The 23,904-nt window shown below is 71.9% G+C and carries 23 protein-coding genes; 15 read left to right on the top strand and 8 right to left on the bottom strand.

What is annotated here, in order from left to right; translation table 11 throughout:
* Window positions 1-67 precede the first annotated feature (67 nt).
* The 3 genes from L3i22_RS39170 to L3i22_RS39160 all read left to right on the top strand — a co-directional run bounded on the left by L3i22_RS39170 (window position 68) and on the right by L3i22_RS39160 (window position 2,083).
* The gene (locus L3i22_RS39170) at window positions 68-982 is read left to right on the top strand and encodes a LysR family transcriptional regulator (RefSeq protein WP_221322507.1); all 915 of its coding nucleotides are present in this window, start codon (window positions 68-70) and stop codon (window positions 980-982) included.
* A 370-nt stretch (window positions 983-1,352) separates the two neighbouring features.
* Complete coding sequence (locus tag L3i22_RS39165) at window positions 1,353-1,724, top strand: Mth938-like domain-containing protein (protein ID WP_370644282.1); 372 nt, start codon at window positions 1,353-1,355, stop codon at window positions 1,722-1,724.
* A gap of 17 nt (window positions 1,725-1,741) precedes the next feature.
* On the top strand, window positions 1,742-2,083 hold the full coding sequence (locus tag L3i22_RS39160; protein WP_221322506.1) for an L-rhamnose mutarotase: 342 nt from the start codon (window positions 1,742-1,744) through the stop codon (window positions 2,081-2,083).
* Window positions 2,084-2,264: 181 nt separating this feature from the next.
* Here the strand turns inward: L3i22_RS39160 and L3i22_RS39155 are convergent, their stop codons facing one another.
* Window positions 2,265-2,849, bottom strand: a complete 585-nt coding sequence (locus L3i22_RS39155; RefSeq protein ID WP_221322505.1) for a TetR/AcrR family transcriptional regulator — start codon at window positions 2,847-2,849, stop codon at window positions 2,265-2,267.
* Window positions 2,850-2,978: 129 nt separating this feature from the next.
* Between L3i22_RS39155 and L3i22_RS39150 the strand changes: the two genes are divergently transcribed.
* The 6 genes from L3i22_RS39150 to lexA all read left to right on the top strand — a co-directional run bounded on the left by L3i22_RS39150 (window position 2,979) and on the right by lexA (window position 9,057).
* Window positions 2,979-4,043, top strand: coding sequence for a hypothetical protein (locus tag L3i22_RS39150; protein WP_221322504.1), 1,065 nt, complete (start codon window positions 2,979-2,981; stop codon window positions 4,041-4,043).
* Window positions 4,044-4,233: 190 nt separating this feature from the next.
* Entirely contained in the window at window positions 4,234-5,130 is an 897-nt protein-coding gene (locus tag L3i22_RS39145; protein WP_255657510.1) for a hypothetical protein, read from the top strand.
* Window positions 5,127-5,921, top strand: a complete 795-nt coding sequence (locus L3i22_RS39140; RefSeq protein WP_221322503.1) for a hypothetical protein — start codon at window positions 5,127-5,129, stop codon at window positions 5,919-5,921. The genes L3i22_RS39145 and L3i22_RS39140 overlap by 4 nt, the downstream gene beginning before the upstream one ends.
* Window positions 5,922-5,992: 71 nt before the next feature.
* Complete coding sequence (locus L3i22_RS39135; protein ID WP_255657509.1) at window positions 5,993-7,390, top strand: hypothetical protein; 1,398 nt, start codon at window positions 5,993-5,995, stop codon at window positions 7,388-7,390.
* Window positions 7,391-7,513: 123 nt separating this feature from the next.
* Entirely contained in the window at window positions 7,514-8,344 is an 831-nt protein-coding gene (locus L3i22_RS39130; RefSeq protein ID WP_255657508.1) for a phosphotransferase, read from the top strand.
* A 68-nt stretch (window positions 8,345-8,412) separates the two neighbouring features.
* Window positions 8,413-9,057, top strand: a complete 645-nt coding sequence (lexA, locus tag L3i22_RS39125; RefSeq protein ID WP_221322502.1) for a transcriptional repressor LexA — start codon at window positions 8,413-8,415, stop codon at window positions 9,055-9,057.
* 331 nt (window positions 9,058-9,388) lie between these two features.
* Here the strand turns inward: lexA and L3i22_RS39120 are convergent, their stop codons facing one another.
* Both L3i22_RS39120 and rhaI read right to left on the bottom strand, forming a co-directional pair.
* Window positions 9,389-10,225: an SAM-dependent methyltransferase gene (locus L3i22_RS39120; RefSeq protein ID WP_221322501.1), complete on the bottom strand. Its 837-nt coding sequence runs from the start codon at window positions 10,223-10,225 to the stop codon at window positions 9,389-9,391.
* 258 nt (window positions 10,226-10,483) lie between these two features.
* Window positions 10,484-11,653: an L-rhamnose isomerase gene (gene rhaI, locus L3i22_RS39115; RefSeq protein WP_221322500.1), complete on the bottom strand. Its 1,170-nt coding sequence runs from the start codon at window positions 11,651-11,653 to the stop codon at window positions 10,484-10,486.
* A gap of 430 nt (window positions 11,654-12,083) precedes the next feature.
* On the opposite strand from rhaI, the gene L3i22_RS39110 reads away from it, so the two are divergent.
* The 6 genes from L3i22_RS39110 to L3i22_RS39085 all read left to right on the top strand — a co-directional run bounded on the left by L3i22_RS39110 (window position 12,084) and on the right by L3i22_RS39085 (window position 18,029).
* Window positions 12,084-13,244 carry an MFS transporter gene (locus tag L3i22_RS39110; RefSeq protein ID WP_221322499.1) on the top strand — a complete coding sequence of 387 codons (1,161 nt, stop codon included), beginning with the start codon at window positions 12,084-12,086 and terminating at the stop codon, window positions 13,242-13,244.
* 448 nt (window positions 13,245-13,692) lie between these two features.
* Complete coding sequence (locus tag L3i22_RS39105; RefSeq protein ID WP_221322498.1) at window positions 13,693-14,322, top strand: DedA family protein; 630 nt, start codon at window positions 13,693-13,695, stop codon at window positions 14,320-14,322.
* A 70-nt stretch (window positions 14,323-14,392) separates the two neighbouring features.
* A complete protein-coding gene (locus L3i22_RS39100; protein WP_221322497.1) occupies window positions 14,393-14,698 on the top strand; it encodes a hypothetical protein in 306 nt (101 codons plus the stop codon).
* Window positions 14,699-14,824: 126 nt separating this feature from the next.
* On the top strand, window positions 14,825-15,991 hold the full coding sequence (locus L3i22_RS39095) for a DegT/DnrJ/EryC1/StrS aminotransferase family protein (RefSeq protein WP_221322496.1): 1,167 nt from the start codon (window positions 14,825-14,827) through the stop codon (window positions 15,989-15,991).
* On the top strand, window positions 15,988-16,623 hold the full coding sequence (locus L3i22_RS39090) for a sugar transferase (RefSeq protein WP_304523439.1): 636 nt from the start codon (window positions 15,988-15,990) through the stop codon (window positions 16,621-16,623). Before L3i22_RS39095 ends, L3i22_RS39090 begins: the two co-directional genes overlap by 4 nt.
* Window positions 16,624-16,778: 155 nt before the next feature.
* On the top strand, window positions 16,779-18,029 hold the full coding sequence (locus L3i22_RS39085; protein ID WP_255657507.1) for a glycosyltransferase family 4 protein: 1,251 nt from the start codon (window positions 16,779-16,781) through the stop codon (window positions 18,027-18,029).
* Here L3i22_RS39085 and L3i22_RS39080 read toward each other — a convergent pair.
* From L3i22_RS39080 to L3i22_RS39060, 5 genes are read right to left on the bottom strand one after another with little or no spacing between them, the layout of a single operon-like run.
* Window positions 17,933-19,144: an O-antigen ligase gene (locus L3i22_RS39080; protein WP_221322494.1), complete on the bottom strand. Its 1,212-nt coding sequence runs from the start codon at window positions 19,142-19,144 to the stop codon at window positions 17,933-17,935. The genes L3i22_RS39085 and L3i22_RS39080 overlap by 97 nt on opposite strands.
* Entirely contained in the window at window positions 19,141-20,430 is a 1,290-nt protein-coding gene (locus tag L3i22_RS39075; protein ID WP_221322493.1) for a lipopolysaccharide biosynthesis protein, read from the bottom strand. Before L3i22_RS39075 ends, L3i22_RS39080 begins: the two co-directional genes overlap by 4 nt.
* A gap of 11 nt (window positions 20,431-20,441) precedes the next feature.
* Window positions 20,442-21,458, bottom strand: coding sequence for a DegT/DnrJ/EryC1/StrS family aminotransferase (locus L3i22_RS39070; protein ID WP_221322492.1), 1,017 nt, complete (start codon window positions 21,456-21,458; stop codon window positions 20,442-20,444).
* Window positions 21,455-22,462, bottom strand: coding sequence for a glycosyltransferase family 2 protein (locus L3i22_RS39065; protein ID WP_221322491.1), 1,008 nt, complete (start codon window positions 22,460-22,462; stop codon window positions 21,455-21,457). The genes L3i22_RS39070 and L3i22_RS39065 overlap by 4 nt, the downstream gene beginning before the upstream one ends.
* 22 nt (window positions 22,463-22,484) lie before the next feature.
* Entirely contained in the window at window positions 22,485-23,873 is a 1,389-nt protein-coding gene (locus L3i22_RS39060; RefSeq protein ID WP_221322490.1) for a polysaccharide biosynthesis tyrosine autokinase, read from the bottom strand.
* Between the last annotated feature and the right edge of the window lie 31 nt (window positions 23,874-23,904).

Here is a 23,904-nt window from a genome sequence, read left to right as displayed (position 1 = left end):
ACAAAGCTAGGCATGCCTCGGGCATGCGACCAACGAGATTTACTCATACCTGGTATGAGTAGAAGTCATGGCGATCACGGACGCTTCGTTGGTAGCTTTGCGGGTGTTCCGGGAGGTGGCGGAGCGGGGCACGTTCACCGCTGCGGCCGCCGCCCTGGGCTATACGCAATCTGCGGTTTCTCGGCAGATTGCGACTCTCGAGCGGGCTGTTGGGGCGGACCTGCTGGAGAGGCGGCACGAGGGGGTGCGGCTGACCCCCGCTGGACGGATCGTGCTGCGCCGTGCGGTTGCGGTGGCCGAACAGGTCGACGCGGCGGCGCGGGAGCTGGCCGGGCTGCCGGGAGCGGGTGGCCGGGTGCGGCTCGGGTGGTTCACCAGTGCCGGGGCTGGGCTGGTGCCACGGGTGTTGAGTGAGTTGCGGCGTACGCATCCAGCGGTGACCGTGACCAGCCGGGAAGGCTCGACACCGGCCTTGATCCGGGCGCTGCGCGCGGGCAGCCTGGATCTCGCGGTGGTCGCGACTGAGCCACCGCACCGGCCGCCGGACACGGACGGTGTGCCGTTGCGGACGCGGGTGCTGACCGACCGCAGCCTGATGGTCGCGGTGCCGGCGACGCATCCGCTGGCCGGGGGCTCGTTCGTGGACGTCGCAGACCTGCGTGGCCAGGAATGGATCGCAGGTCAGAGTTCCGGGAACGAACGGCTGATGGGAGTGTGGCCAGGGCTTGACGAACGGCCGGTGATCGCGCACGTGGCCCGCGACTGGCTGGCGAAGCTGCACCTGGTTGCCGCTGGGTGCGGGCTGACGACCATCCCGCCGGTGCTGGCCGGAACGGTGCCGGAGGGGGTTCGGGTGCTGCCGGTTCGGGGCGGCCCGGACGAAGGCCGGCGAATGACGCTGGCCTGGCTTCAGGATCCGCTTCCGGCCGCGGCGGCGCGACTGGCCGAGGCGTTGCAGGCCATGGCCACGGCAGGCGGCTGACCTCGGCGGGGCGGTGCGGCCTACGGCCACGGCAGGCGGCTGACCTCGGCGGGGCGGTGCGGGCTACGGCCACGGCAGGCGGCTGACCTCGGCGGGGCGGTGCGGCCTACGGCCACGGCAGGCGGCTGACCTCGGCGGGGCGGTGCGGGCTACGGCCACGGCAGGCGGCTGACCTCGGCGGGGCGGTGCGGGCTACGGCCACGGCGGGCGACTGGCCTCGGCCGGGGCGGCGGAGCGAAAGGCTTCGTGCGGGAACAGGGTGTGGGCTCTGTGTGTGGGGCGAAGATCTGCGTTTGGGGCGGGGGTTTGTGCCTGCTGGGGCGTGGTAGTGGTGGTTCGAGGTCGAGTGGTGACTGGTGGGCTTGGAGGGATGACTATGGCGGATTCGCCGAGGGTTCTTGCGGTTTCCTGGGGAGTGATGACGGTCGAGGGGCTTCCTGACGGCAAGGACTTCAAGCTGTGGCCCGGGGGTGGGCGCGCCTGGGACTGGAATGAGACCGGTACGCGGCATGAGCCCGGCATCCAGCCGGCTGACGTCGTCGAATTGTTGGAGAACGGGGCTACGACGGTGGTGCTCTCCCGCGGGATGGACCTGGTGCTGCAGGTCGACCCGGCGACGATGGAGCTGCTCCGGGAACGGGATGTCGAGGTGCATGTTGCGGAGACCAAGGAGGCGGTGCGGATCTACAACGAGCTGGCTGCGGGGGCAGCGGTCGGAGGGCTGTTCCACTCGACCTGCTGACTGATACGTTTCATGAGGTGACCCACGTCTGTTTCACGCTTCAGGTCGATCCCGCAAAGCTGGACGCCTACAGGGAAGCGCATGCCGCTGTCTGGCCGGACATGATCAAGGCGTTGCAGGCGACCGGCTGGCGGAACTACCGGCTCTTCCTGCGGCCGGATGGGCTGCTGGTCGGGACTTTGGAGACCGACGATTTCGCGGCGGCTCAGGAGGCGATGGCCCGCACCGAGGTAAACGCCCGCTGGCAGGCCGCTATGGCCGAGTTCTTCCCGGTCCTCGGCGAGCTGCGGCCGGACGAGGGCATGCTGGTGCTCGACCACATCTTCCACCTCGAGGAGCAACTCGCCCGCCTCGGCTGAAGACGGCGGCGGCGCGGGCGACGGCGGCGGTCGCGGGCGCGGCGGCGCGGGCGGTTGCGGCGGGCGCGCTGGGGGCTGCGGTGGGCGCGCTGGCAGCAGGCGCGGTTGCGGCGGCGGGCTGGTGGTGCAGGTGGCTGTAGCGGTGGGCGCGCTCGCGGATGGGGGTGGCTGCGGCGGTGGGCTATGCCAGTAGGTGGTGCCAGGAGTCGGTGAGGGACTTGAGGGCGATGTCGCGGTCGAAGGTCCAACCCGTCCGTAGCCAGCGCCGCGCCAGGAACTCGAACTGGCCGAAGGCCAGCACGCAGCGGATGTTCCGGCTGGCCGGGTCGAAGCGGCCGGCGCGGTTCAGGCCCTCGTGCATGGCCCCGGTCGTCGCCAGGAACCAGGTCTCCAGGGCGGCGGCGATCTCCGGTTCCAGCACCGCCGCCTGGTATGTCGCGACCAGGTAGGGCCGGATCGACTCCCACTGATCGAACTTCCGGCCGATCCACTGCTCGATCAGGTCCCGGTCGCCGCGCTCGACGACCTCGGCCAGCGGCGGCTCGTCCGCGCCGGTCAGGATGGCGTCGACATCCGTGATGAGCGCCCGCATGAGTTGCGATTTCGACGGGAAGTGCAGGTAGAACGTGGTCCGGGTGGTGCCGGCCGCGGCCGCGATCTCGTCGATCGTGGTCGTCGCGTAGCCCTTCTCGTGGAACAGCGCCAGGCCATGATCCAGTAGCAGCCGCCGGGTCATCAGCTTCTGGTTTTCCCGCAGGTTCGCCACGGCAGACACCTTATCCACAGGCCGGGGGCGTCCCGCGTCAATCCGTTGTCCACAGGTCCGGTATCTGATCGATCCATGTAACACCGGCGATGTAGGTTACGTTCGCCCGGTTCGAACGGAGGGGGAAACGTGACAACGTCCGTGGAACGGCCGCAGCCCACCGAGGCTGCGCCCGGATTTGCCGCGTTCACCGCGCGGGAGCGATGGGTGCTGCTGGTCGCGAGCGCCTGGCTGGTGATCGGCCTGCAGCTCGACGCGTATGCCCACGCCACCACGCCCGAGCTGGAGACGTTCTGGACCCCGTGGCACGGGGTGCTCTACTCCGGCATCGCGGCGTCCGGGTTCACGCTCCTCTGGATCATGCGGTCGAGACTGCCAGCGATCCCGACGTACCAAAGCTTGATCTCCTTGCCCAACGCCCTCCGGATCCCGCTCCTCGGCATGGCCTCCCTGCTGGTCGGCGGGGGTGTCGACACGCTCTGGCACAACATCTTCGGCATCGAGAAGAACCTGGAGATCTTCGTCAGTCCCAGCCATGAGCTGATCATCCTGGGCATGGTGCTGGTCGCGATGGGCCCGGCGCTGATGATGGCCACCGTCCCGGGTCGCACGCTCGGCTTCGGCAGCGCCTGGCTGGTCGGGATCTCCGCGCTCTTCTCCGTGCTGCCGCTGCACATCTACTCCCTGCACGCCAGCGCGCTCGGCTTCCGCCATCTGGGCACCGGCGTCGCCGTGCCGAACGTGTTCTCCCCGGACGGTCAGCTCGTCCACGGTTACCTGTTCAGCACGGTTCTGCTGCTCGTTCCGATCCTGATGATCGGCCGCCGCTGGCCGCTGCCGATCGGCCTGCCGACCGCGCTCGTCGCCATCCCGGCGCTGCTCATGCACCTGATGTTCGACTCCGAGGCGCCCTGGTGGCCGCAGCTCACCGTCGCGCTCGCCGCGCCGGTCGTCGAGTTGGTGCTCCGCGTGGCGAATCACCTGGTCAGCGCTCCGGTCACGGCTCGCTGGCTCGCGTTCGGGCTGGTCGCGCCGCCGGCCGTCTGGGGCGCGGTGCTGCTGGTCGGCCAGATTCAGACCGGCACGGTCGGGTGGAACATCCACATGGTGAGCGGCCTGCTCACCCTGACCGCGTTCACCGGCGCGGCAACGGTGCTGGTCACCCGCAGCATCCAGTTCCTCCAGCCGGAATGAGCCGATCGGTATGAGACCGTTCCCGGCGTCACGGCGACCGACCACGCGGCGGTCGGCGCCGCAGCGGCTGGCGTCGTGGCGACCGGCGTCGCAGCGGCTGGCGCCGTGGCGATCGGTGTTGCGGCGGCTGGCGTTGCAGCGGCCGGTGTTGCAGCGACCGGCCCTGCGGCGATCGGCGTTGGGGCGACTGGTGGTCCGACGTCTGGCGGTGCTCGCGCTGGTCGCCGGGGCGATCGTGCTCGGTGCTGCCGGGCCGGCGTCGGCGCACGCCGGGGGTCTCGTGGCCACCGACGCCCGCAGTCGCGTGGTGGCCATCACACCGGCGATCCCGGGACTGACCGTCGTCGCGATCGAGGACGGCGCCAAGCTCCGCCTGACCAACGACACCGGCGGCCCGATCACGATCGGTGGCATCGACCGCGTCGTCGCCCCGGGATCCGCCTTGACCTGGGCAGATTCAAGATCAACCCCAGAAAACAAAAACATCGATTTCGGCCGTACGGCGGACTGGTCGCTCCCGCTCGACGCGAACGGCACCCCGGTGACCGTCACCGGCGTCCTCACCGGTGAGCGTCCGCCGAATCCGCTGCCCTGGTGGGGGCTGGCTATCGTGGCGGCCGTGGCCGTACCCGTGATCGCCCGCCGCCTGCACCGCGCCGACCTGCTGCTCGCCGCGGCCGGCGGGATCGCGATGGCCGCGTCGGTCGCGCACGTCACCGGATCCACCCTTGCGGTCGAGTCGGCGCCGCTCGCCGGCACGTTCCTCAACGCGGCCGGGATCAACCTGCTGAGCTGGCCGCTGCTGCTCGGCGGCGCCTGGGTCGCGCTCCGTGGCCGGCCCGCCGGGCTGCTCGCGGTGTGTGCGGGCGCCGCGCTGACCGCGGTCTTCGTCTTCCCGGATGTCACCGCGTTCCACCGGGCGGTCCTGCCGTTCGCCGGGCCGCCGGTGGTGGAACGGGTGCTGGTCGTGCTCGCCCTCGGCCTGGGCGCCGGGGTCGCGGTGGCCGGCGCGTCGGTGCTGCGGACGCTGGCGCAGCGCGCGGCGGTCGCCCAGGAACGCGCGGCGGTCGCCCAGGAGGAGGTGTGAAGGTGCTGATCGGGCTGCTTCTACTGGTGTCGTCGGCGTTCCTGGTCCTGCCGGCGGTCATCGGCGTCAACACCCTGATGACCGCGACCAGCCTGGTCTCGGCCTCGTCGCTGTTCGCGGCGTTCGTGCTGCTGGTGTCGTCGGCGTCGATCGCGACCTTCCTGCAGCTGGCGGTGCTGTCGCTGACCCGGCGCCGGTCGCCGCGCTCGGCGCCTCCGATGGCACCGCGCTCGTCGGCCTCTCCGGCCGCGAGGTCGGCGCCGCTTCCGTCGTCGGACTCGTCGGCCGTGCTGCCGGCGCAGCTTCCGCCGCTGTCGTTGTCCTCGTCGGCCGTGCTGCCGGCTCCGGTTCCGTTGCTCTCGTCGGTCTTCCCGGCAGCTCCGGCGCTCTCGCCGGCGATGTCCGGTCCGCGGCGGCGATCGCTGCGGCTCGTTCCGTTCCTGCTGGCGGCGCTCGCGCTGCTGCCCGGGTGCGCGCAGGCACCGGCGGCGCAGGCCGCCGCCCCGGCCGCGTGCGGCTCGGCGGTCCCGGATCAGGTTGTCGCCACCGTGGCGCTGCAGGGCGGTAAGGCCTCGCCGGCGCCGCACCGGGTGAGCGTGCCGCTCGGCAGCCAGGTCCGGCTCGGTGTCTCGGTGGACGCCGCCGCGCAGATCCACGTGCACGGCTACGACCTGGAGTATCCGGTGCAGCCCGGCCAGCCGACGTGCATCGTGTTCGTCGCCTCGCAGGCCGGGCTCTTCGACGTCGAGGCCCACCCGGACACGCTGCTCCTCCAGCTCGAAGTGAAGTGAGCCCACTCGCCCTTGGAGGCAGCTCACCCGGCGTGCTGTTGCCGCTCGCTCATGGAGGCGGTTCGTCCGGCGTGCCGCTCGCTCATGGAGGCGGCTCGTCCGGCGTGCTGCTCGCTCATGGTGTCGGTAGCTCGTCCGACCTGCCGTTGCCGCTCGACCTGGTGCTGCAGGCCGGCGCGGCGACCGTGGTGCTCTCCTTTCTGATCGCGGCGGTGCTGTGGACCCGGCCGCGGCTGGGCGGGGGCACGATCCGGCCGGTGCGGACCGCGGGCTGGCTGCCGGCGCTGCGTATCGCCGTGCTGCTGCTCTCCGCGTACCTGGTGGGGAACGCGCTGCTCGGCCCGCGGAACTCGGCGAACCCGGCGGCGCATGCGCTGTTCGTCTGGTTGTGGGTCGGGCTGGTGCCGCTCAGCGTGCTCTTCGGGCCGGTGTGGCGGGCGGTCAACCCGCTGCGGACGCTCGCCCGGCTGCTGCGGTTCCCGCGCGCCGGGCTGCGGCCGGGACCGGGGGCCGCGGCGTGGCCGGGCGTTCTGTGGCTGCTGGCGTTCGTCTGGTTCGAGCTGGTCGCCCCGGATCGGACGGATCCGCTGGTGATCGGTTGCTGCCTGCTTGGGTACGCGGTGGCGCAACTCGGGATGGCGCTGCTCCGGGGCGAGGAGTGGTTCGCCCGGGGTGACTGCTTCGAGCTCTACTCGGAGTTGGCCGGGCGGCTCAGTCCGCTCCGGTGGCGGGTTCCGCTCAGTGGTCTCGCCGTTCCGTTGCCGTTCGCCGGCGGGCTGGCGGCCTTCGTGGCGGTGTGGTGGGGATCGACGGTCTTCGACAGCGCTTCGGGGTCGCCGGTCTGGGCCGGGTTCACGCAGCGTGCCGGGCATGCCTCGCTCTATGCGAGCGGGGCGCTGGTGCTGGTGTGTGCGGGCGTGCTGATCGCCGTACGCAAAATTGCTGGAAAGCTTGACGTGACCGCCTCGCTGGTGCCGATCGCGGTGGGTTACACCCTGGCCCATTACCTGTCTTTGCTGGTGGTCGAGGCGCCGCGGGGTGTTGTTCTGCTGGTCCAGCAGTGGGGTGTGGCGCCGGGTGCGGCGTGGAACGTGGTGCCGATCCCGGCGGTGATCGCGGTCGCGCAGGTCGCGCTGATCCTGGTCGGACATGTACTCGGCGTGATCGTCGCCCACGACGCGGCCATCACCGCCGCCGCGTCACCCGTCGGCGGGCCGCCGCTCGCCGCCGCGTTGCCGCCCGCAACCGCGTCGCGGCCCGCCGGGCCGCTGCCCGTTGCGGGATTGCCGCTCGCTGCCGCGTCGGCGCCTGTTGCCGTGTCCGGGCTCGTGGTCGGGGGTGACTCGGCGGGGGTTGCGGTCGCTGTGCCGGGGCGGTCGACGCTGGCCACGCTCGCCGGCGAGTTGCCGCTGGTGCTGTTCATGATCGGATGTACCTGGGCCGGGCTGTTCCTGCTCTTCGTGCGTTGATCCGGTGCTTCGTGCGCCGGCTCCGTCGACGTCGTAGGGGCGTGCTGGAATGGCGGCGGCCGAGGCGGAGGCGGCGGCCGGGGGCGGGGTCCGCGCGAAGCTGGTTCAGGGAGACGGGTGGTCGTGGAGACTTCGGAGGTCTCGCGGGCGGTGGCCGCGGCGATGGCGACCGCCTCGTCGCTCGGTCTCGACGCCGGCGACGCGGTCGTGCTCCAGAACTCGAACAAGCTGACGCTGCGGCTGTTGCCCTGCGACGTGCTGGCCCGGGTGGCGCCGGCGACGGATCAGATCGCGTATTTCGAGATCGAGCTCGCGCAACGGCTGGCCGAGGCCGGCAGTCCGGTGGCCGCGCTGGATCCTCGGGTGGAGCCGCGGGTCTACGCGCGTGACGGTTACCTGATCACGCTGTGGACCTATTACGAGCCTGCTCAGGAGTGTTCGCCGGGGGAGTATGCGGAGGCGCTCCGGGGGCTGCACGCCGGGATGCGCGGGGTTGGCGTACCGGCGCCGCACTTCATGGATCGGGTCGAGTGGGCGCAGCGGCTCGTGGCGGAACCGGACCGAACGCCGGAGCTCGCCGCCGCGGACCGGGAGCTGCTCGGCGACACCCTGCGGGGCCTGCGGCGGGCCATCGCCGGCCGGGGCGCGGCCGAGCAGCTGCTGCACGGCGAGCCGCATCCCGGGAACCTGCTGGCCACGATGGACGGGCCACGCTTCATCGACCTCGAGACGTGCTGCCGCGGGCCCGTCGAGTTCGACCTCGCGCACGCGCCCGAGGACGTCGGCGACCACTATCCGGGGATCGATCGGGAGCTGCTGCGGGACTGCCGGACCCTGGTGCTCGCGATGATCACGACCTGGCGATGGGAGCGTGGTGATCAACTTCCGGACGGGCGGCGGCTCGCGGCGGAGTGGCTCGGCCAGATCCGGGCGGCGGTTGCTCGTGAGTCGTAGGTGCACTCGAACGTGCGGTTCCGGTCACGATTAGTACATCTGATCTAATCATGGGGTAAGGTGCGGACATGAGCGTCGATGCCGGGTCCGACGGGTCGCAGCCGCGGATCACCGCGAAACAGCAGCGCATTCTCGCGGTGATTCGCGATTCGGTGCGGGAGCGGGGCTTTCCGCCCACCGTGCGGGAGATCGGGGCGGCGGTCGGGCTCGTCTCGCCGTCGTCGGTGGCGCATCATCTCAAGGTTCTCGAGCGGCACGGGCTGCTGCGGCGGCAGCCGAACGGTTCCCGGGCCGTCGACGTGCGCGACCAGTTCGCGCCCGATTCGGCCGGCTCCGACCCGGCCGTTACCATCCCGGTCCTCGGCGACATCGCGGCCGGCGCGCCGATCCTGGCCGAGGAGCACGTGCTGGACCATCTGACCGTCTCCACCGGCCTGGTCGGTCACGGCACGCTGTTCGCGCTGAACGTCAAGGGCGACTCGATGATCGACGCCGCGATCTGCGACGGCGACGTGGTCGTGGTCCGCTCCCAGCCGGTCGCGGAGAACGGCGAGATCGTCGCCGCCATGATCGACGGCGAGGCCACGGTCAAGACGTTCCGCCGCCGCGACGACCACATCGAACTGGTCCCGCAGAACCCGAACTACCCGGTGATCCCCGCCGACAACGTCACCATCCTCGGCAAGGTCGTCTCGGTAATCCGCCGCCTCTGACAGCGCCTCCGGCTGTGCCTTCGCGCGGCCCGGTTCGGCTGGCGAGTGTGCGCGGCGGGCCTGCGCCTCGTTCGCCGTCGGCTCGGGAGTCCGATGGGTAGCCGCACTCGCACCTCGCCGCACCTTCGCCGGTCGCCCTGTCTCGACCGCGCGGCGCGCTGGGCGTCGAGAAGGCCGAGCGGTGCGGGAACGGTGGCGCGGCAGGGCGGCGGCAGGGCGGCAGCGCGGGCGCGCGGCGGCAGGGCGGGTGCGCGGCGGCAGGGCGGGTGCGCGGGCGCGGCGGGGCCGCCGGGCGGCAGGGCAGGTGCGGTGGCGGTGGCGGTGGCGCGGGCTATGGCGTGGGGACTTCGGCTATGGCTACTCGTTCCAGTTCGGCTACGGGGAGGGAGCGGGCGAGCGGGGTCAGGCATTGGGACTCGAACTCGGCGCGGCCCAGGTCGGTGGTCAAGGTCAGGCCGTGGGTGGCCAGGAGCGCGGGCAGCCGGACCGGATCGAACGCGGTCTGCCAGCGGAACCAGCGGACCCGGCGGGCGTGGCGCGGGGCGTGCAGGACCTCCTCCGGCAGGTACGTGAAGATCAGGCGGCTGCCGGGCGGGAGGCTCCCCGCATACGCGAAAATGGTGTCGGCCGTGGGTGGCGGCAGATATTGCAGCACCGCCTCGCAGATGAGCAGCGAAGCCGCGCGCGGGTCGAAGCCGGCGGCCGGGAGCAGGTCGCCGAGCCGGTTCTCGGTCAGGTCCGCCGGGAGGTAGCGGACGTTCGACGGCAGCGTGCCCAGGACCCGCTGGACGGCGGCCTTCTTCGCGGACTGGACCGTGGGCAGGTCGATCTCCCAGACCGGGGCCGGGGGAAACATCGAGGTCAGACGGTACGGCCGGGTGTCCAGGCCGGCCCCGATGAGGACGACCTGGGGGAAGCGGGCGCAGGCGTCGTCGATCAGGCGGGTACGGCAGACGACGCTGCCGTAGATGCCGGGCGCGGCCGCCTCGATCAGGCGGCGGAAGACGCGGCGGGCCGGTCCGTTCCGGACGATCCGTGCGACCGTGCCGGTGAGGAACCCCTCGGCAACGGGGTCCTCGAAAAGGCGCAGCTCAGAACTCTCGTGACTCTCGATGGCGCGGATCGTGCCGACGCCCAGCGCGGTGCTCTCGACCTGTTTGTCCGCCATGGCTTCCTCTCGGCCGATACCGACGCTATCCGCCCGACCAAGAGGAAACCACCCGCCGAAAGACCCGGCCCGAAAGTACCGCCCAAGAAAGCCGCGCCAGGCAGCCCGCGCCAGGCAGCCGCCCGAGCCAGGCAGCCCGCGCCGCGCAGCGGCCCGCGGCAGGCCGTTCGCAAACTAGAAGGCCGGCGGGGCAGAGGCGAAGTGGCTGGGCTGAGGAAGATGCGGTGGGCTGACCGAAATGTCGAACGGAGGGGCTGCTCAGGCGCCCCAACCGGCCTGCTCGCCGCCCACCCGCTCCGCCGAGATCTTCGCCAGGTACCCGGACCGCCGGAACGCCCCCATCGGATCCGGGTCCAGCCCGTTCTCCGCCCGAAGATCGGCCAGCAACGGCCGTACGTCCGTGTTGAACGCGTCCATCAGCGCCCCGTTCGCCCCCAGCACGTCCCCGTCCCGCTGCGCCGCCCCGAGCACCTCCCGGTCCACGAGCAGCGCCTTCGCGGTCGCCTCCTGGATGTTGAGGACGGACCGGATGATCGCCGGGATCTTCGCCTCGATGTTGTGGCACTGGTCGAGCATGAAGTTGATCCCGTAGGCCGGGTTCAACGCGTCCCCGCGGACGATCTCGTACATGATCCGGAACAGCTGGAACGGGTCGGCGGCGCCGGCCATCAGGTCGTCGTCGGCGTAGAAGCGCGAGTTGAAGTCGAACGCGCCGAGCTTCCCCTGCCGCAGCAGGAACGCGACGATGAACTCGATGTTGGTGCCCGGCGCGTGATGTCCGGTATCGATCACGACCTGGGCCTTCGGGCCGAGCTCCAGGCAGTGCGCGTACGCGGTGCCCCAGTCCGGCAGGTCGGTGGTGTAGAAGGCCGGCTCGAACAGCTTGTACTCGACCAGCATCCGCTGCTCGTCGCCGAGCCGCTGGTAGACCTCGCCCAGCGCGGTGGCCAGCCGGTCCTGCCGCTCGCGGATATCGTCCTGGCCAGGGTAGTTGGTGCCGTCGGAGAACCAGAGCTTGATGTCGCGCGACCCGGTCGCGTCCATCACGTCGACGCATTGCAGCAGGTGGTCGGTGGCCTTGCGGCGCACCCGCGGGTCCGGGTTGGTGACCGAGCCGAGCTTGTAGTCCTCGTCCTGGAAGACGTTCGAGTTCACCGCGCCGAGGGTGACGCCCAGCTCCTGGGCATATTCGGCCAGCTTGGTGAAGTCGTCGACCCGGTCCCACGGGATGTGCAGGGAGACCGTCGGGGCGATTCCGGTCAGGCGGTGGACGACGGCGGCGTCGGCGATCTTCTCGAACGGATCGCGGGGGACGCCGGGCTGCGGAAAGACCTTGAAGCGGGTGCCGGAGTTCGCATACGCCCAGGAAGGGGTCTCGATGCGCTGAGCGCGCAGCGTCTCCTTGATCTGGTCCAGGGGGAGGCTCATCGGGCGGTCCCGCTTTCTTCCAAATGATGAAACGTTTCAGACGCCATTCAGGCTACGGATCCCGTTGCTCCCGCGTCAACAGTTGAAACGATCTGGCACGGTCGGGGCCGCCGCCGGGGTTGCGGTCCGCGCCGACCTCCCGGTCCGCTTCCGATTGCGGAGATTCCCGGGGTACGGCGTGAGCCGCCCGCTCCGGTACGCTGCTCACGTGAACCCACTCGACGCCGTCGCCGCTGCGTACGCCGTCTGGGTCACGCCGGATCTGCCGCTCTACGGCTCCGACCACGATCGGGCCGACTTCGCCCCCTGAGGCACTCGCCCGGCCGGTTCCACCCACGATCTCCCCGCGCGCTGACCGCGTCGCGGCGTGGAGTCGTGTCCGAAACCGACCACGCCGCGACCCGACCCCTCAACGGAGACGAAAGAGCGCATGTCCGCACTCGGGAAACTGCTGAAAACGCCGTACGTCGCAAGGCTTTTGATCGCGAGTCAGATCGGGCGTCTGCCGATGGCCTCGGCGCCGCTGGCTCTTCTTCTGTTCGCCCGCGAGGCGCACAGCCTCGCCGTCGCCGGCCTGGTCGTCGGCGCCTACACTGCGGGCATGGCGGTGAGCGCGCCGATTCTGGCCCGCATCGTCGACCGCTGGCGGCAACCGCCCGTGCTCTGGGGTTCCACGCTGCTCTCCGGCCTCGGCTTCCTGCTGGTCGCGCTCAGCGGGCACGCGATCGCGCCGACGGTGGCCGGTGCGGTCCTGGGCGGCCTCGGCACGCCGCCGCTGGAAGCCTGCCTGCGCGCGCTCTGGCCGGAGCTGGTCGCGGCGGACGCGGTCGCCGCGGCCTACTCCCTGGACATCGCCGTCCAAGAGGTCATCTACGTGACCGGGCCGCTCGTGACGCTGCTCGCCGTGGGGATCGCCGGGCCACCCGCCGGGCTCGTCGTCGCCGCGTTGCTGCAACTCGTCGGGGTGGCGGTGTTCGCGTCGACGCCGGCCGTGCGGGTCTGGCGGGGGGTGGCCGCGAGTAGGCACTGGGCGGGGCCGCTGCGGGTCGCCCGGTTCGTGGTGATCCTGCTCGGGGTGATGTGCGCGGGGGCGGCGATCGGCAGCCTGCCGGTGGTGGTCACCGGGTACGCCGAGGCGGCCGGGGACCGGTCGCTGAGCGGGTGGTTGCTCGCCGCACAGGCGGTCGGGGCGCTGGCCGGTGGACTGTTCTACATGCGGGCGCGGCCCGGCGGGCCCGGGCGGTTGCCGCTGGTCACCGCCGGACTGGCGCTCGGATTCGTGCCGCTGCTGCTGGTGCCCGACCCGGGGTGGATGGCGGTGCTGCTCGCGGTCGCCGGGTTCTCGCTGCCGCCGGTGCTGACCGCGGTGTTCCTGACCGCGGACCGGTTGACGCCGGCCGGGACGGCGGTCGAGGCGTTCGCCTGGATCATCACGGCGTTCACGGTGGGGAGCGCGGCGGGCGCGGCGATCACCGGCCCGCTGGTGGGCGAGTCGATCCGGGCGGGGTTCACGTTCGCGCCGGTGGCGGGGTTGCTCGCGGTGGCGGCGATGTCGGTCGCGTCGTTCGCCCGGCGGCCCGTGCCGGCCTGACCCGGCGGCCCGGACAGCCGATGCGGCCTGAGCCGGGCGGCCTGGGGCGGCCCGTCCCGGCCTGCCGGGGCTCGGCTCGGTGGGCGCTGCCTCGGCTGGGCGGGCCGGGGCTCGGCTAGGTGGGCGCTGCCTGGACCGGACAGGCTGCGGCGGGCGGGGCGGGAGTCGGGTCGGCTTGGTGGGCGGGGGCAATGGGCGTACCGAAGCAGGTTTGAGGGTGGGGGAAAGCGGCCTCGCGCCGACCAGAAGGTTTCTCGCCGGGAAATCGGAGGGTTTCTTTGCGGGGAGGCCGGAAGGTTTCTGGTGGGAGGGGACGCTGTTGTCCGGGTGACGTTCGGCGTATTCGTGGATGTCATTTCGGCGCTGCCCGGGGCTGGGAATCTCGGCACAGCGGGGGAGGTGCCGAATGTTCTCGCAGTACGTCGATCTGCTGGCGACCAGCCGCTGGGTGCTGGTGATCGTGCTGGCCGCGACGATGTTCGACGTGGTGCTGCCGTTCATTCCGAGCGAGACGATCATCGTGGTGGTCAGTGTCGGAGTGGCGGAAACCGGGCGTCCGCTATTGATCTGGGTCATTCTCGCGGCGGCTTCCGGGGTGCTCGCCGGGGACGGGCTGGCCTATCTGATCGGGCGGCGGAGTGGGCCCGCGGTGACCCGGCGGTTGCGGCGGGGCAAACGGGGTGAGGCGATTCATGACTGGGTGCTGTCGGTGATGCGGCGGCACGGGGCGCCGCTGATCATTCTCGGGCGGTACGTGCCGGGGGTGCGTTCGGCGACGGCGTTCACGGCGGGTGCGGTGGGCTATTCGGCGCGGCGATATGCCGGGTTCACCCTCGTCGGCGCGGCGGTCTGGGCCACCCAGAGCGCGCTGCTCGGCTATCTCGGCGGGGTGGCGTTCGCGGATCGGCCGCTGCTCGGGTTCGCGGTGGCCTGGCTCGGTGCGGGCCTGGTGACGCTGACCGCGATGATCGTGCAGCGGCATGCCGGCGCGGTCTGGGCGGCCCTGATCAAGAAGCATCGGAAATCACTTGAAATCACCGGAAAACGTCCAAAGAGGAAGTCTGGTTTGCGGTTATAAATCCGGATTCAGCCGAGACTGGGCACCCCGCCCGTGTGCCGGGTGGGACGGGTGCGGCTAACGTTCCCGTGTGGCTAAGGGATCTCTGGCGGTGCTGGTCGGCATTCTCGTGCTCGCGTTGCACGTCGGTCTCGGCCTGTTCGCGGCGAACTGGTTGTGGACCGGTACCGACGATCCGCACCAGTGGATGTATTTCTACGGCACCGGCGGCTGCTGCATCGCCCCGGTCACCGGGGCGGTCGGCGTGATCCTGGCGAACAACGAGCGGTTCAAGGCGCTCGGCGTCGGCATGCTGATCGGGCTCGGGATCGCGCTGGTCGGCGCGGTCGTGGGCTGGGCCATCGACTTCACACCGAGCTGGCTGCCCGGTAACTAATGATTCGGGGCAACTGAGCCCAGCTTGGGCGACCAGCGGCTGAGGGCCCCCGGCCCCGGCTAGCATGGCTGGCGAGGACGCCGAGCCGCACGCATCCCCCCGCGCCGGTAGGACAGGTGGTGGGGGATGCTTGCCGAAAATCGCACCGTGCTGCTGTCCGGTCCGGACATCGGGCCCCTGGAGCAGGAGTACGTGCTGGCCGCGCTCCGCTCGGGCTGGGTCGCCCCGGCCGGCCCGGATCTGGACCTCTTCGAGCGGGAGATCGCCGACCGGGTCGGCGTGCCGCACGCCGTCGCGGTCAACTCGGGCACCGCGGCGCTGCACCTGGCCCTGCTGGGCATCGGCGTCGGCCCGGGTGACGTCGTCGTCGTGCCGACCATGACGTTCGCGGCCACCGCGAACGCCGTCGCCTACACCGGCGCGACCCCGGTCTTCGTGGACTGCGACCCGGCCACCGGGAATCTCGACCCGGATCTGCTGCCGGGCCTGCTGGGCGAGGCGAAGGCCGTGCTGACCGTCGACCTGTACGGGTCGTGCGCCGACTACGACCGGATCCTCCCGGCGGCCGAGCGGCACGGCGTGCCGGTGATCGAGGACGCGGCCGAGGCGCTCGGTGCCCGGTATGCGAAAAGCCCGTATGCGAAAAGCCCGGACAAGAAAAGCCCGTACAAGAACAGGGCGGCCGGCTCGTTCGGCCGGGCGGCGGCGCTGTCGTTCAACGGCAACAAGATCATGACGACCTCCGGCGGCGGCATGCTGCTCACCGCGGACCCGGAGCTCGCCGCGCGGGCGCGGCACCTGGCGACCCAGGCGCGGCTGCCGGCCGAGCACTACGAGCACGCCGAGATCGGCTACAACTACCGGCTGAGCAATCTGCTGGCCGCGCTGGGCCGGGCCCAGCTGTGCCGGCTGGACGAGATGATCGAGCGCCGGCGGGCCGTCCGGGACGGCTACGCCAAGGTGTTCGCCCACGTCGACGGGGTGCTGCTGCCCGGCGCCGACGACCCGGCGGCGAACTGCTGGCTGACCGGCATCGTGGTCGACCCGGAGCGGACCGGCTGGCCCGCCCGGGACCTGGCCGCCCATCTGGCCGCGCGGAACGTGGAGACCCGGCCGCTGTTCAAGCCGATGCACCTGCAGCCGGTCTTCGCCGGCGCCCGGGCGGTGCTGTCCGGCGCCGCCGAGCACCTGTTCCGCAACGGCCTGGCCCTGCCCAGCGGCTCGGCGCTGACCGGGAGCGAGGTCCGGCGGGTGCTGGACGACATCGCGGAGTTCCTGGAGGGGCACCGGTGAGGCCCGCGGTGACCGACGTCGTCCAGCGGGCGCTGGACATCGCCGTGGCCGGCGCCGGCCTGGTGGTCTTCTCGCCGGTGATCGCCGGGGTGGCGGTGGTGGTCGGCGCCCGGCTCGGCCGGCCGGTGCTGTTCCGTCAGCCCCGCCCGGGTCTGCACGGCCGGGAGTTCACCCTGGTCAAGTTCCGCACCATGCGGGACGTGGACGAGCGGCGCGGGCTGGTCAGCGACGGGGACCGGCTCACCGGCCTGGGTCGCGCGCTGCGGACGTTCAGCCTGGACGAGCTGCCGACGCTCTGGAACGTGCTGCGCGGGGAGATGAGCCTTGTCGGGCCGCGGCCGTTACTGATGCGTTACCTTGACCTGTACACGCCGGAGCAGGCCCGCCGGCATCTCGTCCGGCCGGGTGTCACCGGGCTCGCGCAGGTCAGCGGGCGCAACGCGCTGAGCTGGACGGACCGTCTGGCGATCGACGTGTGGTACGTCGACCACCGCTCCCTCGGGCTGAACGCCAGGATCCTGCTGCGCACCGCCCTGGTCCTGCTGCGCCGGACCGGGATCAGCGCCCCGGGCGAGTCCACCATGGCGGAGTTCACCGGCACACCACGGGACGGGGAGCGGGACGTTGCCTGAGGCCATCGTGATCGTGGGGTGCGCCGGCTACGGCCGGGAGATCTACGGGGCCGGACGGTGGGGGACGGGGCGATCGTGGGCGCCAACGCCCGCATCGTCCGGGACGTGGAGGCGGGCCGGACCGTCAAGGGCGTGCCGGCCGTTTAGGGGGAGCCGTGCGGATCACGTACATCCATCAGTACTTCAAGACGCCCGGGATGGCCGGCGGGACGCGCTCCTACGAGTTCGCCCGGCGGCTGGTCGAGCGTGGCCACGAGGTGCACGTGATCACCGGGGATCCGGACGGGGAGCGGACCCGGATCAGCGTGGAGTCCGGCATCGTGGTGCATTGGCTGCCGGTTCCTTACGACAACAGGATGTCGTACCGTAGGCGGATTTTGTCTTTTGCGGGGTTTGTCGGTCGATCGTCGCTCGAGGCCGGGCGGCTGCCGCACGATCTGGTGTTCGCGACGAGCACGCCGCTGACGGTGGCGATCCCGGGCGCGTATGCCGCGTGGCGCCGGCGGGTGCCGATGGTGTTCGAGGTCCGCGACCTGTGGCCGGAGGTGCCGATCGCCCTGGGCGCGCTGCGTTCGCCGGCCGCCCGCTGGGCCGCGCGCCGGCTCGAGGCGTGGGCCTATCACCGGTCGGCGCATGTCATCGCGCTCTCCCGGGGGATGGCCGCGAGCATCCGGAGCCGGTTCCCCGCTGTCCCGGTCACCGTGGTCCCGAACGGCTGCGACCGTGAGCTGTTCGGCGGTGACCAGCAGGGGGAGGAATTGCGCCGGGCCACACCGTGGCTCCAGGACCGGCCGATGATTCTGTACGCCGGCGCTCTCGGCGTCGTCAACGGCGTCGACTACCTGGTCCGGATGGCCGCCCGCCTGGCCGACACCGATCCCGAGGTACGGATCGTGATCGTCGGCGACGGCCGGATGCGCGAGCCGATCCGGATCCTCGCCGACGAGCTGGGCGTGCTGAACCGGAACCTGTTCCTGCTCGGCCCGGTCCCCAAGACCGGGGTGGTCGCCTGGTTCGCCGCCTGTGACCTGGCCACCGGCCTCACCATCAACCGTCCCGAGCTGGGCAGCGACTCGTCGAACAAGCTGCTCGACGCGCTGGCCGCCGGCCGCCCGGTCGCGGTCAACCACGGCGGCTGGATCGCCGGCCTGCTCGCCGAGACCGGGGCCGGCCTGGTCCTGCCGCCGGACGACCCGGGCGGCGCGGCCGACGTGGCGGCGGCCTTCCTGCGGGATCCGGCGGCCTGCGCGGCGGCGCGGACCGCGGCGACCGCGCTCGCCCGTGACCATTTCGATCGTGACCTGCTGTTTCAGGACTTCGAGAAGGTCCTGACCGAGGTGGCCGGGGCGCGTGCCGGGTGCACCGCGGCCAGCAGCAACAGAATCCACATCAGCCGGGCGTCGTAGTAGTCGCCGGAGAACAGGCAGGTGGCGCCGATGAAGATGCCGCAGTAGGCCGAGGTCCGGGCGGCCAGCCCGCGCTCGCGCACCGGCACCGCGACGTACCCGTGCCACAGCCCCAGCCAGGCCAGCAGCAGCAGGCCCAGCCCGATCGCCCCGCCCTCGGCCGCGATCGACAGCGGCAGGTTGTGCACGTAGACGTTGCCCTCGCCGAGGCCGCTGAGGGTGGGGAAGCCGTTCAGCCCGGCACCGAGCAGCGGGTGCTGCAGGAAGAACCGCAACGCCATCGCGAACAGCACGTCCCGCTCCGAGGTGTAGCCCTGCCCGACGGTCGCGTTGACGAACCGCTGCTGGACGAAGCCGGCGATCAGCGGCCCGCCGGTGATCACCACGATCGTGCCGACCACCCCGACGAGGGCGAGCGGCCTGGCGATCCGGGCGAAGTCGATCCGCGGCCGGATCGCGAGCAGCGCGATCGCGATAGTGGCGAAGAGCCCGACCAGACCGCCGCGGGAGCCGGACGCGATCGCGCCGAACAGGAACGCCGGGATCGGCACCAGCCAGATCAGCCGCTCGCCGTTGCGCAGGTACAGGTAGAGCGAGGTGATCATGCCGAGGACCATCAGCCGGACGAAGACGTTCGGGCCGCCGCCGAGCGCCGCCCACCGGCCGTTCGACTGGTGGCCCCGGCCGGTCGCGGCGGCCAGGAAGTAGACCCAGGCCGCGACGTGACACAGCTTCAGCGTCGTGTCGGTCACCCGGTCACGGTCCCAGGCGGCCAGGTGGTAGTAGACGGCCAGCAGTCCGGCCATCGCGCACAGGTCGCCGAGGATCGGGCCGGTGACCGCGCCGGGCGGCGCCCAGAGCACCGAGGCGGCCTGGTAGCCGAGCAGGAGCAGGACGCCGAGCAGGGCCTGACCGCCCTCGCCCGGGTGGTGGCCGGCGTGGTGCGACTCCAGGGCCAGGCTCAACAACAAGATCAAGAACAGCGGCACCCGTACGTCGTTGACGACCGGGATGTCCACGCCGGCGCGGGCCAGGGTGAACCGGCCGGCCAGCGCCACCACGAACGCGATCCCGACGACCAGTCCGGGCCGGGCGGCGGCGGGCGGGGCGGTCATCGCCGGGGCAGGCGCACGGCGTACGCGGCGAGCCCGACCGCGTCGACCCCGAGCGCGGTCGCCGCCGCCGCGAGCCCCAGCACCGCCGCGTGCGTCGGCGCCAGGAACACCGTGCCGATCGCGGTCACCACGATCTCCAGGGCGAGGCAGGCGAGCAGCAGGCGGCTGATGAACTTCGGTTCGAGCAGCGTCTCCATCGTCGGCCGGGCCGCGTAGAACATCGCGAGCGGGATCGCCGCGAACACCCCGAGCCGCAGCATCGGGATCGCGCCGGCGAACTCGTCGCCGAGGAACCCGCGCACCAGCACCGGCGCGAACACGAAGATCACCAGGGTGGGCACCGCGGCGAGCACGCCGGCCACCAGTGGCAGCACGGTGAGCAGCTGACGCACCCCGGCGTCCTCACCGGCCCGGTGGAACAGCCGGCTGAGCCGGGGCAGCAGCACCGGGGTGAGCATCGCGAACAGCGAGCAGATCAGGGTGACCGCGGAGGTGACGAACCCGACGTAGCCCGGCTCCGGGCCGCCGGGCACGGTCACGGCGACGGCGAAGGTGGGAAACGTGTAGAGCGTCGGCAGCGCCACCTCACCGGGCATGCGGCGTACGCCGTACGCAATGAGGGTCTTGAGGTCTGGCTCTTGATCTTCCAGAAGGGACACCGGGCGCCGCCGCACGACCAGGGTGCCCCAGACGCCGACCGCCGCCGAGCCGATGCCCTGGATGATCAGGAAGTCCTCGATCCGGTCCGCGGTCAGGAACGCGACCAGCGGGATCAGGCCGAGCCCCAGCCCGGAGATCAGGTTCGAGTCGACGACCTGGTGGTTGCCGCGCAGCGCGGCCAGCCCGGCGGCGCACAGGCAGTTGCCGCCCAGCATGATCAGGATGGCGGCGACCGCGTCCCGCCCGCCGGTCAGCCCGAGCCGGCCGGCGATCCAGGTGCCGGCGCCGACCCCGACCAGCCCGACGACGGTGACCAGGACCGCCTCGACGTAGAGCGCGTGCCGCGCGAGCCGGCGCGTGGTGTGCTCGGTGCGCGGCAGATAGCGCTGCAGGCCCAGGCCGAGCCCGAGCATCAGGGCCGGCTGGAACGTGCTCACCGTGCCCCGGGCGATCTGGTAGTAGGCGAACCCGCCGACGCTGCCCCGCTGCGCGACCAGGTGGAACAGGTACAACCCGGTGCCCAGCACGAACCACTGGACGGCCAGGGTGGCGACGAAGTCGCGCCGCACGGCGGCGGGCACGATCCGCAGCAGTGACCGGAGACGCAGGCGTTCACCGGTGGGCATGCGGCCGGCGGTCAGACATGGCCCTTCGCCTTCAACCGGCCGAAGAACCGGATCGCCCGGTCCACGTCCGACGGCCGCAGACTGCTCCGGATCGGCAGCGTGACCAGGTGGTTCGCGGCCCACTCGGCGTTCGGGCAGGAGCCCTTCCGGTAGTGCGCGGCGGCCAGGTCGTCGCCGGTCAGCGGGTGCACCGGGGTGCGGAACCAGCCGCCGAGCTCGACGCCGGCCTCGGCCGCCTCGCGCAGCACGCTGTCCTTGCCGAAGACCCGCACCGGGAGACGCAGCGGGACCGCGCCGGGGCCGGGCCGCGGGTGGTGCAGCACGCCGATCCGGTCCAGGCCGGTCTCATAGGCGGTCAACACCTTGCGGCGTACGTCGAGATCGCGTCGCGCCGCCATCACCCGTCCCGGCAGCCGGAGCAGGGCCGTGCGGCTCATCCGCCAGCCGTACTCCTGATCGGTCGGGCGGACCCCGGTCACCCGGCGGCAGTGCGGCCGGAGCCGCCACGGCACCCCGAGGCCCGCGGCGATCAGCCCGGCGGTGAGCAGCTCACGGGTGGCCGGCGGGTTGGCGTACATCGCGTACCGGGTCTGCATCTCGGCGGCGAGCGCCGGATCGTGGACGACCGCCGTCCCGCCCAGCCCGGCGAAGACCGGCTTGCCCCAGCCGTACGACCAGAACGCGGCCACGCCCCGCTTCCCGGCGTCGATCGAGCCGGGGCCGAGGTGCGTGCAGTCCTCGACCACCGGCACCGCCAGCTCCTCGAACGGCGCGGGATAGCCGAAGGTGTGCTGCACGATCACCGCCCGGGTGCGCTCGGTGAGCTGCCCGGCGAGGTCGACCGGGCTCAGCGTCACCCGGTCGATGTCGGCCCAGACCGGCGTGATCCCGAGCCGCAGCAGCGGCTCGACGACCGCCGCGCAGGTGTACGCCGGGACCACCACCTCGTCCCCGGCCGAGACGTGCAGCGCCCGCAGGATCGCGTGCAGCGCGACCCGCCCCCGGTGGTAATGCAGGATCGTGCTCATCCGCGCCGGGCCGCCGGGTCGAGGGCGCCCCAGATCGAGCCGATCCCGTAGACGACGTGCGTGGTCACGAAGACCACCGGGAGTGCGACCAGCAGCGCCGGATCGCGATGTCGCCAGGCCAGCCGCCCGGCCGAGGCGAGCGCGACGGCGCCGTAGAGGCCGGCGATCCCGGCGGTGGCCCAGCGCGCGGTCCGCGAGCGGGGCGCGGCGGCCGCGCCGGCCGCCATGGTCAGGACGAAGCCCACCGGTACGACGTTGCGGAACGACCCGATCCACCGGCCGACCGAGCGGGACGCCCGGAACGGCCAGTAGCCGGCCTCGAACGTCCACGCGCAGAACTCGCGGAAGTCGCTGCGCGCGTAATAGGTGCTGGAGATGTCCGGCAGGAGCAGGACCTTCCCGCCGGCCGCCCGCAGCCGCTGGTTGAACTCCCGGTCCTGGGCCCGGCTCAGCTGCTCGTCGAAGACCCCGATCCGCTCGAACACGGTGCGCCGGTAGCAGCCGCCGAACACGGTGTCGACCCACTGCGGGCCGCCCGCGCCGGTCCGGTACCGGGCCGCGCCCGAGCCGAACATGTCGGTGGCGGCCACCGCGATCGCCCGGCCCACCGCGGTGTCGTCGCGCGGCAGCGACCGCCGGACCCCGCCGACGTTGTCCGCCCGCGGGTTGCGCAGCAGGCCCTGCACGCACTTGAGCAGGTAGTCCGGGTCGTACTCGGCGTGCACGTCGAGCCGGACGATGACGTCGCCGCGGGCCTCGGCGATGCCCCGGTTCAGCGCGGCCGGCCGGCTGTGCCCGGGATTGTCGAGCAGCCGGATGTTCGGCTCGCGCAGCGCGTGCTCCCGGACGATCGCCCGGGTGCCGTCGTCGCTCATCGCGTCGATGAGCAGGATCTCCATCCGGTCGGCCGGATAGGTCTGCGCCTTCACCGAGTCCAGGAACGCGTCGACGAACCGGGCCTCGTTCCAGCACGGGATGACGACCGAGACATAGGGCAGTTCCATCATCGCGCTCCGAGGATCGTCATCAGGCCGCCGCCTGCGTTTTCCAGTCGCCCCAGGACCGTGGCGGCTGCTTCGGCTTCGGCCCGGAGAGGTAGGTGTCGTAGGTCGGCACCGCGTCCGGGCCCTTGCGGGTGACCATGTTCAGCACGCAGCCGAGCAGCGTGGCGTTGACCGCGTGCAGCGCCTGCACCGCCGCCGTGACCTGCGCCGACGTGGTTCGCCGGGCGCGCACCACGAGCAGCGTCCCATCGGTGCGCGCGGCCACCACGGCCGCGTCGGTCACCGGCAGCAGGGGCGGACAATCAAAGATCACCACATCAAATCTTTTGCGTACGTCGTCGACCAGCTCGGTCATCCGCGGCGAGCTGAGCAGCTCGCTCGGGTTGGGCGGGGTCCGCCCGCTGGCCAGCAGCCAGAGTCCGGCGCCCCAGGGCTGCAGCACCTGCTCCAGCATCGCGGTGCCGTCCAGGACCGTGCTCAGCCCGGCCGAGTCCTCCCGGCCCAGGAACGCGGCCAGCCGTGGGTGCCGCAGCTCGGCGTCGACCACCAGGACCCGCTGCCCGGCCTCGGCGAACAGCAGCGCCAGCCCGCACGCGGTGGCCGACCGGCCCTCGCCGGGGACCGCGCTGGTCACCGCCAGGGTCTTCACCGAGGCGGCGGCGGCCGCGCACTGCACCTGGGTGCGCACCTCGCGCAGCGCCTCGGTCCGCGCCGAGGTGCTCGGCGAGACGAACGGGCTGCCCGGGTCCAGCGGCACCCGGGCGAGCACCGGCGTGGCGGTGAGCAGCTCCAGCGCCTCCGCGGTCCGGACGGTGTGGTCGGCCACCTCCCGGCCGACCGAGGTCATCGCGCCGACCACCAGGCCGGCGACCGTGGCCAGGGCGTAGTTGTTCAGCGTGTTCGGGGCGACCGGGTCCGGGTCCAGGGCGGGCCCGGTGACGACGGTGACCTTGACCGTCGACGCCTCGGTCGGCGCCGGCCGCTCCAGGTCCTCGACCGCGGTCTCGAAGCGCTGGGTGACCCGGGTGAGCAGCAGCAACGCCCGGTTCCGGTCCTGGTCCTCCACGCTCACCTCCATCATCACCGTGTCCGCGATCGTGGCCGCGGAGATCGCGTCCCGGACCTCCTGCGGATCCAGGTCGATGCCGGGCGTGCCGGCCAGCGGGGTCGCGACCTCGTCGCTGGTCAGCAACTTGGCGTAGGTGGACAGCCGGCTGGTGTTGAACATGCTGGCGGGATAGAGGTCGGAGGCGCCGGCGATCGGGGTGGAGAAGAAGAACGTGACCCGTGCCGCGTACACCGGGGTGGTGTTCAGGTTCACGACCAGGGCCACGCCGAGCGCGACGACCACCGAGACCAGCAGCAACCACCAGTGCCGTCTGGCGACACGGAGGTAATCCCGCAGGCCCACGCGGCTACGATATGACCGGATAAAGGGCGCT

The sequence above is a fragment of the Actinoplanes sp. L3-i22 genome, assembly GCF_019704555.1.
Lineage (GTDB): Bacteria > Actinomycetota > Actinomycetes > Mycobacteriales > Micromonosporaceae > Actinoplanes.
Note: the sequence above shows the minus strand (reverse complement) of the source record. Positions and strands in the feature narration are given on the sequence as shown.